The 13730-nt window shown below is 71.6% G+C and carries 12 protein-coding genes; 5 read left to right on the forward strand and 7 right to left on the reverse strand.

The window, feature by feature from the left end; translation table 11 throughout:
• Positions 1-13 precede the first annotated feature (13 nt).
• From AB0N78_RS06465 to AB0N78_RS06475, 3 genes are read right to left on the reverse strand one after another with little or no spacing between them, the layout of a single operon-like run.
• The gene (locus AB0N78_RS06465) at positions 14-922 is read right to left on the reverse strand and encodes a DNA-3-methyladenine glycosylase 2 family protein (RefSeq protein WP_363387273.1); all 909 of its coding nucleotides are present in this window, start codon (positions 920-922) and stop codon (positions 14-16) included.
• 46 nt (positions 923-968) lie between these two features.
• Positions 969-1925: an alpha/beta hydrolase gene (locus AB0N78_RS06470; protein WP_363387275.1), complete on the reverse strand. Its 957-nt coding sequence runs from the start codon at positions 1923-1925 to the stop codon at positions 969-971.
• The gene (locus AB0N78_RS06475; RefSeq protein ID WP_363387278.1) at positions 1922-3280 is read right to left on the reverse strand and encodes an MFS transporter; all 1359 of its coding nucleotides are present in this window, start codon (positions 3278-3280) and stop codon (positions 1922-1924) included. The genes AB0N78_RS06470 and AB0N78_RS06475 overlap by 4 nt, the downstream gene beginning before the upstream one ends.
• Before the next feature lie 92 nt (positions 3281-3372).
• Here AB0N78_RS06475 and AB0N78_RS06480 point away from each other — a divergent pair, with 92 nt between their 5' ends.
• The gene (locus tag AB0N78_RS06480; protein WP_363387281.1) at positions 3373-4245 is read left to right on the forward strand and encodes a DUF72 domain-containing protein; all 873 of its coding nucleotides are present in this window, start codon (positions 3373-3375) and stop codon (positions 4243-4245) included.
• Here the strand turns inward: AB0N78_RS06480 and AB0N78_RS06485 are convergent.
• Genes AB0N78_RS06485 through AB0N78_RS06495 form a run of 3 tightly spaced genes read right to left on the reverse strand, consistent with a single transcriptional unit; the run spans position 4242 to position 6165 of the window.
• Positions 4242-4655 carry a S4 domain-containing protein gene (locus AB0N78_RS06485; protein WP_363387283.1) on the reverse strand — a complete coding sequence of 138 codons (414 nt, stop codon included), beginning with the start codon at positions 4653-4655 and terminating at the stop codon, positions 4242-4244. The genes AB0N78_RS06480 and AB0N78_RS06485 overlap by 4 nt on opposite strands.
• The gene (locus AB0N78_RS06490; RefSeq protein ID WP_363387286.1) at positions 4652-5656 is read right to left on the reverse strand and encodes a 2-dehydropantoate 2-reductase N-terminal domain-containing protein; all 1005 of its coding nucleotides are present in this window, start codon (positions 5654-5656) and stop codon (positions 4652-4654) included. Before AB0N78_RS06490 ends, AB0N78_RS06485 begins: the two co-directional genes overlap by 4 nt.
• A 44-nt stretch (positions 5657-5700) precedes the next feature.
• Positions 5701-6165 (reverse strand): hypothetical protein, encoded by a 465-nt coding sequence (locus AB0N78_RS06495; protein WP_363387289.1) that lies wholly within the window; start codon positions 6163-6165, stop codon positions 5701-5703.
• Positions 6166-6220: 55 nt separating this feature from the next.
• On the opposite strand from AB0N78_RS06495, the gene AB0N78_RS06500 reads away from it, so the two are divergent.
• From AB0N78_RS06500 to AB0N78_RS06510, 3 genes are all read left to right on the forward strand, one after another.
• A complete protein-coding gene (locus tag AB0N78_RS06500; protein WP_363387292.1) occupies positions 6221-7444 on the forward strand; it encodes an amidohydrolase in 1224 nt (407 codons plus the stop codon).
• Positions 7445-7601: 157 nt separating this feature from the next.
• Positions 7602-8867: a trypsin-like peptidase domain-containing protein gene (locus AB0N78_RS06505; protein WP_363387294.1), complete on the forward strand. Its 1266-nt coding sequence runs from the start codon at positions 7602-7604 to the stop codon at positions 8865-8867.
• A 237-nt stretch (positions 8868-9104) separates the two neighbouring features.
• Positions 9105-10619: an alpha-N-arabinofuranosidase gene (locus tag AB0N78_RS06510; protein WP_363387297.1), complete on the forward strand. Its 1515-nt coding sequence runs from the start codon at positions 9105-9107 to the stop codon at positions 10617-10619.
• A gap of 95 nt (positions 10620-10714) precedes the next feature.
• Here the strand turns inward: AB0N78_RS06510 and pgi are convergent, their stop codons facing one another.
• Positions 10715-12394 carry a glucose-6-phosphate isomerase gene (pgi, locus tag AB0N78_RS06515; RefSeq protein WP_363387299.1) on the reverse strand — a complete coding sequence of 560 codons (1680 nt, stop codon included), beginning with the start codon at positions 12392-12394 and terminating at the stop codon, positions 10715-10717.
• A 167-nt stretch (positions 12395-12561) separates the two neighbouring features.
• Between pgi and AB0N78_RS06520 the strand changes: the two genes are divergently transcribed.
• Complete coding sequence (locus AB0N78_RS06520) at positions 12562-13428, forward strand: PfkB family carbohydrate kinase (protein WP_363387302.1); 867 nt, start codon at positions 12562-12564, stop codon at positions 13426-13428.
• The last annotated feature ends 302 nt before the right edge of the window (positions 13429-13730 follow it).

Genomic DNA, 13730 nt, shown 5'->3' on the forward strand with positions numbered 1-13730 from the left:
CCTGCGGCATTCCTTACCCGAAGCGCGCGGCCCGTCGGGGGCGAGGGCGGTCGCGTCGGCCCGTGCGATGCTCGACCAACTCCAGCAGCCGCACCACCCGTGCGCGATGCGGTGCCCACGGGGACAGCGCGTCCATCACCTCATCCTGGGCGACCCGTCGTCCGAGGGCAGTACCGACCAGGCGCGGTAGGTGCAGATCGCCCACGGACACAGCGTCCGCATCGCCCAGCACCCTGCGGCAGACCTCGGCGGCCGTCCACACGCCGATACCGGGCACCGCACACATCCGCCGAGTCAGCTCGGCGGTGGAATCGAGGTCCACCGCCTGCTCGAGCGCACGTGCCACGGACATCGCCCGCCTGATGGCTCTGGTGCGGGCGTCGTCGACACCGGCCCGCCGCCAGTCCCAGACCGGCACGTCGCGCCAGGTCGCCGCATCCGGGACGACCCGCATCCCCTCCGGGGCGGGCCCCGGTGCGGAGGACCCGTGCCGCAACACCAGGGAACGCCAGGCACGGTGCGCGTCAATGGTGAGGACGCGCTGTTCGAGCACCGCCGGGACCAGCGCACCCACCAGGTCCTCGGTGCGGGGCAGGCGTAACCCGGGCATCGCTCGGGCGGCGCGGTGCAGGCCGAGGTGGCCGGCCGGGTCGAAGGCGCGCGGATCGTCCCGCGCGCCCAGCAGGTCGGGCATGCCGGCGATCACCCGCTCCGCGCCCGGCCCCCAGGCGGTGCCGGTGACCTCGCCCGGTCGAACGGTCAGATGCAGGGTGGCTGGGCCGTCCGCGGTGCGCACCGTCCGCCAGACCGCCCCCTCTGCACCGATCCGCAACGTCGGGTCGCCGCCGCCGCGCCGGAGGGCGAGCAGGGTGAGCCGGACGTCGAGGGGCCCGTCCGGGCGGTGGGTGCGGGTCACGGGCACCCGATCAGGATGCCGCAGGCCACCCACAGCCCTGACATCACGCAGGTCAGGCCGCCCGGGCATCCAAGCTCTGCCACACCCAGTCGAACATCCGAGACAGGTACAGCTCCCGAGGGCCGTCGGCGGACAGGGTGAGGTCATGGATGCCACCGGGCACCCGCAGTTCGGTGACATCCGGTCCGAGCTGGGGTGCCCGGGCCCAGATCTGTCGGACGTCCAGCACGGTGTCCTGCGCGTCCAGCAGGGGATTGTCCAGCGCGTTCGGGCCGGACTCGGCGGCCGTGGCTACCAGCACCGGTGCCTCGATCCGCAGCCCCCGGGCCAGCCGGGCCTGCCCGCGACGCACTGCCCGCAACCAGCCCGCCCGCACCGCGAACCCGCCGGGGGGTTTGAGGCGCAGGTCGTAGTCCCAACGCCCACCGTGTTCGCGATGCAGGTGGTAGGAGTACGCCGAGGGGCCGTCGGTGATCACCCGCTGCGGGTCCAGCGGCCCGAGGGTGTCCAGCACCCAGGTGGACACCACCCGGTCGAACCAGCGGGCGTTCAGGTCGAACCACGGGCTGTTCAGCACCAGCGCATCCACGGCCTCCCGTCCGGCCGGGCTGTGCGCCCACAGCGCCGCGGTCAGCCCTCCGGTCGAGTGGGCGTGCAGCACCAGACGCTCGTGCCCCAGCCCGCGCAGCCAGCGGGCGGCCAGGGCCAGATCCACCCGGTACTCGGCCAGGTCGTCCACCCAGTGGGGCACCTGGCCCGGCCGCCAGGACCGCCCGCAGCGGCGCAGATCGAGGGCGTAGAAGGCCAGGCCCTGTGCGGCGGCGGCCTCGGCCAGATGGGTCTGGAAGAAGTAGTCGTTGAAGCCGTGCACGTGCAGCATCGCGGCCTCGCCGTGCTGCGCACCCCGGCGCACCAGGGTGGCGACCAGCTCCGGGTCGTGCACCGACACCGGCACGGTGGCCTGCTCCCACCCCGGCCCCAGCGGATCGGGCCGCCAGTCCAGGCTCATGCGGTCGCCCGAGGACGCACCGCGAGCAGCAGCCCACACCCGATCGCGATCACCAGCACGATGCCCAGGATGCCCCACCGTTGGCTCCCGGACACCCCCACCGCCACCGAGAACGCCAGCGGGGACAGGAAGCTCGCCGCGCGGCCGGTGGTCGCGTACAGGCCGAACATCGCGCTCTCCTGCCCCGCAGGTGTGACCCGCATCAGCAGGCTCCGACTCGCCGACTGCGCCGGTCCGACGAACAAGCACAGCAGCAGCCCGCACACCCAGAACGCGGACTGTCCGGCATCCGCCAGTGCGAAGGTGGCGATCCCGGTGACCACCAGTCCGACCAGCGCGACCAACACGATCCGGCGCGAACCCCACACGTCGTCCCAGCGCCCGCAGACCAGGGTGGACACCCCGGCGACGACATTGGCACCCACCGCGAACACCAGCACCTGGGAGGCGCTGAACCCGAAGGTCCCCGAGGCGATCACCGCCCCGAAGGTGAACACCCCAGTCAGCCCGTCCCGGTACACCGCGCTGGCCAGCAGGAAGCCCACCGTCCCGCGCAGCCCACCCGCCTCCCGCCACAGTCGGCGCAGGTCGGTGAACACCCGGCGGTAGCTGTCCAGCAGCCCGACTCTGGGCGTCCCGGCGACCACCGCTGGTTCCGGAACCGCGAGCAGCACCGGCACCGCGAACACCCCGAACCACACCGCGCTAGCCAGCACCGCCGCGCGGATATTCGCGCCACCCTCGGCGGTCACTCCAAACCAGCCCACCTCCGGCTGTACGAAGCCGACCAGCAGCACCGCCAACAGCACGATCCCGCCCAGATACCCAGCACCCCAGCCGAGCCCGCTCACCCGGCCCACCGTCGCGGGGGTGGAGACGGTCGACAGCAGCGCGTTGTAGTGCACCGAGGCCAGCTCGAAGGTGACCGTGCCGACCGCCAGCAGCGCGATCCCGGCCAGCAGGTTCGCGGTCAGCACGTCCGGGTCGGGACGGATCAGCGCCATTGCCGCACAGGCCAGCACCGTCAGCCCGGTGTGCCAGGCCAGGGCGCGGCGTCGATGCCCGCTGCCATCCGCCCGTCGACCCAGCGCCGGGGCCAGCACCGCCACCAGGATGCCCGCTGCGGTCAGCCCCCAGCCCAACCAGGACGAGTGCCGGGCCAGCTCCCGGTCCAGCGCGTCCCCGACGGCCCCCGGCGTGACGAAGGCGTCGCTGGTCAGCCACCGGGTGAAGACGAAGGTGGTGACCACCGCGTTGAAGGCCGCCGATCCCCAGTCCCAGGCCGCCCAGGCGAGCACGCGGCGGCGGGGGATCGAGGGTGCGTCGACGACGGCGGTAGTGGGAGACACGGCCATGGTGTACCGCCTTCATCCGTCCGACCGGTGAATGGCGGGTGGCCGACCGGTGCGGTTGCTGGGCCAGGCCACGCTGCCTAGCGTCGGCGATCATGGCAGCGGACATCCGGGTCGGCATCTCCGGGTGGCGCTATGCCCCCTGGCGTGGGGTGTTCTACCCGCCCGGGCTGCCCCAGCGCGCGGAGCTGGCCTATGCCGCCGAGCGGATGACCGCCATCGAGATCAACGGCTCGTTCTACGCGCTGCAACGTCCCACCTCGTACCGCCAGTGGGCGTCCCAGGTGCCGTCGGGCTTCCGGTTCAGCGTCAAGGGTCCGCGCTTCATCACGCATATGAAGAAGCTCGCCGACGCCCGGACCCCGCTGGCCAACTTCTTCGCCTCCGGAGTGCTGGCGCTCGGACCCGCGCTGGGTCCGGTGCTCTGGCAGCTGCCGCCGACCCTTGGCTTCGACCCCGACCGCCTGCGTCGCTTCGCCGCCGACCTCCCGCGCAGCACCGTGGACGCCGCCGCCTTGGCCCGGGAACACGACAGTCGACTGGACGGCGAGGGCCGGGCGCTGACCGAGGCCGAGGCGGACCTACCGATCCGGCACGTGCTCGAGGTGCGGCACGACAGTTTCCGTACACCGGAGTTCCCGGCTCTGCTGCGCGAGCTCGGCCTCGGGCTGGTGGTGGCCGACACCGCCGGGCGTTGGCCCTACCTGGAGGACGTCACCGCCGACCTGGTCTACCTCCGGCTGCACGGGGACAGCGAGCTGTACACCTCCGGCTACGACGAGGCCGCGCTGGACCGCTGGGCGCGCCGGGTCAGGACGTGGGCCAGTGGTGGCGAACCGGCGGATGCGCACCGGTTGGGTGGTCCGGCGGTGCCCCAGGAGCGGGAGGTGTGGGTGTTCTTCGACAACGACACCAAGGTGCGGGCGCCACGCGATGCGATGGCGCTGATCGAGCGGGTCGGGCGTTAGCGCTCGCGGCCGCGCAGCCGGTCGATCTCCCGCCGTTCCCGCTTGGTCGGACGGCCCGCACCGCGATCCCGCTGTGCGGCCAGGGCCACGTGCTCCTTCGGCGGGGGTGGCGGGGTGTCGTCCCGGAAGCACACCGCCGCGACGGCCGCCCCCACCCGGCGCTCGATCACGGCCCGCACCGTGACGATCCGCTCCGGGCCGTCGCCGCGCACCCGCACCTCGTCGCCGACCTTGATGCTGGTGGCGGGTTTGGCGCGTTCGCCGTTCACCCGCACGTGTCCGGCCCGGCAGGCGCTCGCGGCGGCCGCCCGGGTCTTGGTCAGGCGCACCGCCCACACCCACCGGTCCACCCGGGTGCTGGGCGGACCGGGCGGGGGAGCCGGGGCGGACGGGGCCGTCGGGGTGGTCATCGGGCCTCGGCGAGCAGTGCGGCCGCGTCGTGCCCACCGGCACCGGAACCCGCCGCCGCCAGCTGCTCCACCCGACGCAGCAGCACCGCGTTCACCGGGGTCGGCACCCCGTGCAACCGGCCGAGCAGCACCACCTCACCGTTCAACCAGGTGGCCTCCACCGACCCCGCCCCGCGCTGCAACGACTGCCAGGTCGACCCGCCGCCGCGCGGCTCACCGGGCAGATCCACCAGGGTGAAGTCCGCCCGGGCCGCAGCCTGCTCCGCATCCGACACCCGCACGATCCCGGCAGCGGCCAGGGCGCGCTCCGCCTCCTGCACCGCGGCGTCCAGCAGGTGACGGGCGGCGGCGTTGCCGCGCAAGGGGCCGCACAGCGCCTCGACCGCATTGCCCAGGTTCGACAGCAGCTTGGCGTACTTCCAGGCCAGCACATCCGGAACCACCGGCGCCCGGAACCCGGCGGCGACCAGATCCTTCGACACCCGGGGCAGGTCGGGATCGGTCGGGTCCGCAGTCGGCACCGTCCCCAGGGTCAGCACCCCGGTGACCGGCGACCCCGCTGCGGACACCCGGCCCGGCTCCAGGAACGTCGCGGGCAGCCACACGCACATTCCCGCGACACGGCGGTAGCGGCGCAGCGCGGTGCGCTCGTTGTCCACGCCGTTCTGCGCCAGCACCAACAGCAACTCGTCAGCGGCCGTCCGATCGGGGTCGCCGTCCACCGGCTGCTCCGCCCAGGCCGCCAGAGCCGCCGCCGTGTCCTGACTCTTGACCGCCAGCACCAGCACATCCCCGCTGCGCAGCTCGACCTGGTCCGGGCCGTCTGCCGTCGCAGCGTGCAGTACCCGGGTGCCGGCCGGGGTGGTCAGTCGCAGACCGTGCTCGCGCATCGCGGCCAGGTGCGCGCCCCGGGCGACCAGGACCACCTCCCGCCCCGCCTCGTGCAGCAGCCCGCCGATGGTCCCGCCGACCGCGCCGGCACCGATGATCACGTATCGCACCCGGGGAACGGTGCCACATGGCGGGCGGGGGTGACAGCCGCTGCTCAGAACTGGGCGCGGACCTCGTCCAGGATCTCGTCCACGTCGAATCCGGCGGCGGTGATCGCGTCCGCGGTGACCCCGGGCTGCCCGCAGCCGAACCACTCGGTGATCTTTTGGTCGGCGATCGTCAGGTGCAGGGAACCCCCGTCGCCGTCCACGCACCCCGTGTCGCCCTCACCCTCCCGGCCGTCCAGCGCGTCGTGCTCGCGTAGCGCGCGGATCATCGCGGCGTCGTTGGCCTGGTCGATGTGCTGCCGCAGCGGTGTGAGGCCGTCGCTGACCACGGTGAGAGTGGCAGTGTCTGAGTCCAACTCCATCCGCAGTTCAGTCGCCGGGCCGAAGTGGTACCCGGGGTGGTAGGTGACGATGCCGGTGACTGGGCCTGTGTCGGTCGACGGCTGGGGGTCGGTGCACCCGGCCAGGGCGGTCACTGCGCACAGGCCCACAGGCCAGACGAATCGGGGCATGCTCGATTGTAGGAACGTCCTGACGTGCGCGAATGCGACGTTCTACGGTGGCCCCATGACTACTTCCTCCCTGGTCGCCCTCACCGGCGGCCGCGTTGTGCCCGTGTCCGCCCCCGTCATCGAGGGCGGCACCGTCCTCATCCGCGACGGCAAGATCGAGGCCGTCGGTGCTGACGTCTCGGTGCCTGCCGAGGCGCGGGTGATCGACGCCACCGGCAAGTGGGTGCTGCCCGGCTTCATCGAGGCGCACGGCCATGTCGGCATCGACGAGGAGGGCCTGGGCTGGGCCGGAGACGACACGAATGAGATGACCGGCCCGAATATGGCTGGGGTGCGGGCGCTGGACGCGATCAACATCGAGGACGAGGGTTTCCGGGACGCGCTGTCCGGCGGCATCACCTCGGTCGTGGTCAAGCCCGGGTCCGGCAATCCGATCGGCGGGCAGACCGTCGCGATCAAGACCTGGGGCGGCCGGACGGTCGACGAGCAGGTGATCTCCACGGCGGTCAGTGTGAAGGCGGCGCTGGGCGAGAACCCCAAGCGGGTCTACGGAGAGAAGAAGCAGACCCCGTCGACCCGGCTGGGCGTGGCGTACATCATCCGGCAGGCTTTCACCGAGGCGCAGCACTACCGGGCCGCCAAGGCCGCGGCGGAGGCGAAGGGCGAGCCGTTCAAGCAGGACCTGACGCTGGACACCCTGGCCCGGGTGCTGGACGGCGAGCTGGTCTGGGATCAGCACACCCACCGGCACGATGACATCGCCACCGCGATCCGGCTGTCCGAGGAGTTCGGCTACAAGTTGGTGGTGAACCACGGCACCGAGGGTCACAAGATCGCCGATGTGCTGGCGGAGAAGGACATCCCGGTGATCTACGGGCCGACCTTCACCTCCCGCTCCAAGGTGGAGTTGAAGGACCGCGCGGTGACCAACCTGGTCGACATGGCCAAGGCCGGAGTGCGGGTGGCGCTCACCACCGATCACCCGGTGGTGCCGATCAACTTCTTGATCCACCAGGCGACGTTGGCGGTCAAGGACGGACTGGACCCGCAGGTGGCCATCGAGGCGCTGACCGTGAACCCGGCGTCGTTCCTGGGGTTGGAGCAGCGGATCGGTGCGCTGGAGCCGGGCCGGGACGGTGACGTGGTGGTGTGGTCCACCGACCCGCTGGATGTGCACGCCCGCGCCGAGCACGTGCTGATCGAGGGCCGCACGGTGTTCACCTGGTCGCAGGCGGAGGGCGCCCGGACCGTGGAGCGTGGCGAGCGCTTCACCGACTGAGCTGCGCTGTGACGCCGACGGCACCGGGGCACACCGGTGCCGTCGGCGTTCGTGTTCACGGCTGACTCCCAGGCAAGCCCCAGCGCACCTTCGGGTGACAGTCGTCTCCTGAATGCCGTGGACGCCACCGTGGTGCCGCGCGCAGGAGGTAGGAACGATGGAGCAGCAGCCGCAGCACACTCAGCACGATGGCCCGGAGGTCGGGCCGATCCCCGCACGCGCCCACTACCACCGCCGCACCGCCGCCGCGCTGGTCGCCTCCGGGGTGCTGTCGTTCGGCCTGATCGGCGGTGGTCTGGGTCTGGGTGTGGCACTCGGGCAGCAGAACACCGACCTGGCGGTCGCCCCCACCCAGGACGGTGCCGACCCCGAAGCCGGTTCGAGCAGCCAGGGTCGGGTTCAGCCGCCGACCCAGGGCGGGTTCGGATCCTTCGGTCAGCTGCCTGGTGCGGGCACGCAGTCCCAGGACCGGTCGTCCTCCGGTGTGCTGGACACCACCGAGGCCACCGCCGAGCAATCCGCCGGTGTGGTGCTGATCAACACCGTGCTGGAGTACCAGTCGGCACGGGCCGCCGGCTCCGGTGTGGTGCTGACCTCGGACGGGCTGATCCTCACCAACAACCACGTGATCGAGGGCTCCACCGCGATCACCGTGACCATCCCGTCGACGGGGGAGACCTACACCGCCACCGTCGTCGGCACGGACGCCACCTCCGACATCGCCGTCCTCCAGCTCCAGGGTGCCTCCGGGCTGACCACCGCCACCGTCGATGACGACGGGGACCCCGCGGTGGGCGACACGGTGACCGCAGTCGGTAACGCGGAGGGCGGGGGCACGCTGATGGCCGCCACCGGCACCGTGACCGCACTGGCGCAGTCGATCACCACGCAGGCCGAGGGAGCCGCCGCGGGGGAGCAGCTGAGCGACCTGATTCAAGTGGACGCCGACGTGGTCTCCGGGGACTCCGGGGGTGCGCTGATCGACGGTGAGGGGGAGGTGGTCGGCATCACCACGGCGGCCTCCTCCGGCTCGGCGAATATCACCGGGTACGCGATCCCGATCGAGGACGCCCTGACCGTGGCTCGACAGATCGCTTCCGGGCAGGACACCGAGGACATCACTCTGGGCTACCCCGCGTTTCTCGGGGTGCAGCTGTCCAGCGCGAGCAGCGGCCTGCCGGGGGTGACTGGCTCCGGTGCGGTCATCGCGGGTGCGATCGAGGGGACCCCTGCCGCCGAGGCCGGGCTGACCACCGGGGACACCATCACTGCGGTGGACGGCACCGCGGTGACCTCCGGCGAGGAGCTGAGTGCTGCACTGGCCGAGCACGCGCCCGGTGACCAGGTGGCGCTGACCTGGACCACCGCGACCGGTGCCAGCCAGACCGCCACCGTGACCTTGGTGGAGGGTCCGGCCGACTGAGCTGGACGGTCGATGGCGGGCACTGCGCACCGTTGGCCGGCCCTCGGACCCGCATCCTCGTCCCCGGGATGCGGGTCCGTTGCCTCTTTACATCGATGTAGAGCTGCGGCACAGTGAGGTGTCGGCACACTCCGGTGCGGCCCCGCAGCGACGCGGCGCGGTCACCGGACGGCCACACCGATCACCGCAGCCGCCGGTCGGCCCGTCCCTTCCGGCATCCCCACGGAAGGACCCCGCGTGTCCGCACCCACCGCACGTGTCACCGTCGACCCCGCCCTGATCGTCTCCCCGGTCCGCCCGCGCACCTTCGGCTCCTTCGTGGAGCACCTGGGTCGATGCGTTTACACCGGCATCCACGACCCCGCCCACCCCAGCGCCGACGCCGACGGCTTCCGCCAGGACGTCATCGACCTGGTCCGCGAGCTGGGGGTGACCACCGTCCGCTACCCGGGCGGCAACTTCGTCTCCGGGTATCGCTGGGAGGACGGCGTCGGCCCGAAGAGCGACCGTCCGGCCCGGCTCGACCTGGCGTGGCACTCCCTGGAGCCCAACCAGGTCGGCACCGACGAGTTCATGCGCTGGGCCGCCAAGGCCGGCGTCGAGCCGATGATGGCGGTCAATCTCGGCACCCGCGGCGTGCTGGAGGCGGTCGATCTGCTCGACTACTGCAACGGCACTGCCCCGACCGCGCTGGCCGACCAACGTCGGGTCAACGGGGGTGAGCAGCCCTACGGCGTGCGGATGTGGTGCCTCGGGAACGAGATGGACGGCCCCTGGCAGACCGGCCACAAGACCGCTCAGGAGTATGGCCGGATCGCCGCCGAGGCAGGTCGGGCGATGCGCCAGGTCGACCCCACACTGGAGTTGGTGGCCTGCGGCTCCTCCGGACCGTTGATGGACACCTTCGGTGAGTGGGAGCGCCAGGTGCTCACCGAGTGCTATGACCAGGTCGACTACATCTCCATCCACCGCTACTACGAGGAGGCCGACGGCGACCTGGCCAGCTTCCTCGGCTCCGCGGTGGATATGGATGCGTTCATCGAAGACGTGATCGCCACCGCTGACGGGGTCCGCGCCGCCCTCAAGCGGGAGAAGCGGATCAAGCTGTCCTTCGATGAGTGGAACGTCTGGTACCAGTCCCGCGCGGAGTCCATCGTGCCCTCCGGCGACGACTGGCCGATCGCACCGCCGCTGCTGGAGGACAAGTACACCGCCGCCGACGCCGTGGTGGTCGCCAACCTGCTGATCAGCCTGCTGCGGCACAACGACCGGGTGCACGCCGCCTGCCAGGCCCAGCTGGTCAACGTGATCGCCCCGATCGTGACCGAGCCCGGCGGCCGGGTGTGGAAGCAGACGATCTTCCACCCCTTCGCGCAGATCGCCGCACTGGCGAAGGGTGACGTGCTGGACATCCGCCCGACCTCGATCACCTTCCCGACCGCGCAGCACGGCGATATCGCCGCCGTGGACGCGGTGGCCACCTGGGACGAGGCCACCGGCACCGGATCGGTGCTGGTGGTCAACCGGCACCCGGAACAGGCCACCGAGCTGAGCGTGGACCTGTCCCGGTTCGGCGAGGTCCGAATCACCTCGGCCAGCACGCTGCACGCCGAGGACCCCTACGCCCGCAACAGCGCCGACGACCCGGACCGGGTGGTGCCGGTGGGCCGTGAGGACGTGAAGCTGGCCGACGGGGTCGTCACCTTGGACCTGCCCGCGGTGTCCTTCACCGCCCTCGCGTTCGGCCGCTGAGCACCGTTCGCGGGTGACCGCAGGGGCGCCACCTGCGAACGGACACACACGAAGGGCCCGGTCTGATGACCGGGCCCTTCGTCGACGTGCGTGACTCAGCCGCGCAGCTCCAGGTACTTGGCGATCAGTGCTTGAGTGGACGGGTCCTGTCCGGCCAGCGCACCGGCGTCGCCCTCGACCGCCGGGGCGATCTCCAGTGCGAGCTTCTTGCCCAGCTCGACACCCCACTGGTCGAAGGAGTCGATGCCCCAGACGATGCCCTGCACGAAGGTGATGTGCTCGTACAGCGCGATCAGCTGGCCCAGCACCGACGGGGTGAGCGCCGGGGCCAGGATCGAGGTGGTTGGCCGGTTGCCGGAGAACACCCGCGCCGGGACGATCTCCTCCGCGGTGCCCTCGGCCCGGACCTCGTCGGCGGTCTTGCCGAAGGCCAGCGCCTTGGTCTGCGCGAAGTAGTTCGCCAGGAACAGCGCGTGCACGTCGGTGTCGCCGTCCTTCAGCGGGTGCGCCGGGTTGGCCACCGCGATGAAGTCCGCCGGGATCAGCCGGGTGCCCTGGTGGATCAGCTGGTAGAAGGCGTGCTGACCGTTGGTGCCCGGCTCGCCCCAGAACACCTCACCGGTCTCGGTGGTGACCGGGCTGCCGTCCCAGCGGACCGACTTGCCGTTCGACTCCATGGTCAGCTGCTGCAGGTACGCCGGGAATCGGTGCAGGTACTGGGCGTAGGGCAGCACCGCGTGGGTGTGCGCGTCCAGGAAGTTCACGTACCAGACGTTCAGCAGGCCCATCAGCACCGGCACGTTCTGCGCGAACGGGGTGGTGCGGACATGCTCGTCGACGGTGTGGAAGCCGGCCAGGAAGTCCGCGAAGCCCTCCGGCCCGATCGCGATGGCCAGCGAGGTGCCGATGGCGGAATCCACCGAGTAACGCCCGCCGACCCAGTCCCAGAACCCGAAGGCGTTCTCCGGGTCGATCCCGAACGCGGCCACCTTGTCCAGCGCGGTCGACACTGCGACAAAGTGCTTGGCCACCGCACCGGTGCGGGCGTCCTCGGTGTCCTCGATCGCACCGGCGGCGATCAGCTCGCGCCACAGCCAGTCCCGGGCCAGCCGGGCGTTGGTCAGGGTCTCGAGCGTGCCGAAAGTCTTGGAGGCGACGATGAACAGCGTGGTGGTCGGGTCCAGGTCCTTGACCTTCTCCGCCAGGTCGGTCGGGTCGATGTTCGACACGAACCGCAGCTCCAGGCCGTCCTGCACGTAGGGCTTCAGCGCCTCGTAGGCCATCACCGGGCCGAGGTCCGAGCCGCCGATGCCGATGTTCACCACGGTGGCGACCCGCTGGCCGGTGACACCGGTCCACTGCCCGGAGCGCACCTTGTCGGCGAAGGCGTAGACCTTGGCCAGCACCTCCTGGACGTCCGAGTCGACGTGCTGACCGTCGACGACCAGCTCCGGCGAGACCCCCGCCGGGCGGCGCAGCGCGGTGTGCAGCACCGCGCGGTCCTCGGTCACGTTGATGTGCTCACCGGCGAACATCGCGGCCAGGCGACCGGAGAGGTCCACCTCGTCGGCGAGCCGGGTTAGCAGCTCCAGCGTCTCGTCGGTGATCAGGTTCTTGGACAGGTCGACATGCAGGTCACCGACCTGACGGCTCAGCTGGGCGGCCCGCTCGGGGTCGGCGGCGAACCAGGCGCGCAGGTCCGGGGTCAGCCCGTCGCGATGCGCGGTCAGTGCGGTCCACGCGCCGGTCGAGGTCGCGTCGATGGGTGTGCTCACAGTTGTCCCTCTCGAGTGCACAGTGCGTTGGGGGTAACGGTAGTCGCGCGTGCGACCCGCGCACCCAGGACCCGCAGCGTTCCCCGGAGCCTGCGGCACCCGATTCCGCCGAGCGCGCCGAAGTCGTCCTGGCGCGGGGTCGGGGGCGGACGCGAGAGGGTGGTCCGGTGGACGCGAAGCTGGTGTGCGTGGGCCTGACCACGCTGGACGTGAGTCAGGTGGTCGAGGCGGTGCCCGGCCCGGACCAGAAGGTGGTGGCCGAGCGGCTGTCAGTGACCTTCGGCGGGCCTGCGGCGAATGCGGCTGCGACAGCGGTGGCGCTCGGGGTCCCGGCGCGGTTGGTCACCGCACTCGGCTCCGGCCCGGTTGCGGATCTGATCCGGGCGGAGTTGCACGGCGCGGAGGTCGAGGTCGTGGATCTGGCCGCGGGCACAGATGCCCGCCCACCGGTGTCCACGGTGTTGATCACCCGCGCCACCGGGCAGCGGGCGGTGGCCTCCGTGAATGCGACCGGAATGCCACAGCTCTCGCCGCCGGACCTCGGGGTGCTTGAGGGGGCGTCCGCGGTGCTGGTCGACGGGCACCATCGGGATGCGGCGGTGTCGCTGGCGGAGGGTGCCCGGGGCCGGGACATCCCGGTGGTGCTGGACGGCGGATCGTGGAAGCCCGGTCTGGAGGCCCTGCTGGCCCAGGTGGATCACGCGGTGCTGTCGGCGGACTTCGCACTGCCGCACGATGCCGTCGGAGGTGACGCCCTCGCGTGGATGCTCGATCGATGGCCACTGCGCTCGGTGGCGCGCAGCGCGGGCGCGGGCCCGGTGGAGCTGCGGGAGCGGGGGAGGAGCGTCGCGTGGCTGCCGGTGCAGGAGGCCGCTACGGTGGTGGACACCCTGGGGGCGGGTGATGTGCTGCACGGGGCGCTCGCGGCAGAGCTGGCCCGTGGGCGAGGGATCGCCGAGGCGCTGCGGGTGGGGACGGAGATTGCGACCCGGTCGGTCGGGTTCGCCGGGGCGCGGGGGTGGATCGACGGCTGAGGGGGTGGCCCTGGCCTGGCGACGACCTTGGGGGACAGAGCGCCGGTATCGCCCAGGTCGTCGTGCAGTGCACAATCGCGATTCGGCTGCCGCGCCGGGGGACGCGCTGAGGCAGAGAAGGACAAATTGGTCCGAATCGCCTGGAACGGCGGTGAGGCTGTGACCTGCGCAAACGCGCAGGTTCCAGGGCGGTTCTGGCGATATATCGCCTGGGTGAACGGGCGGTCACGACTAGGTCACGGTTGCCCGGAGTGCTTGCGTCGGAGTTTGTAAGGAAGCTTCACTAACAAACATGACCACAG

It is taken from the genome of Cellulomonas sp. NPDC089187, assembly GCF_040685135.1.
Taxonomy (GTDB): Bacteria; Actinomycetota; Actinomycetes; order Actinomycetales; family Cellulomonadaceae; genus Cellulomonas.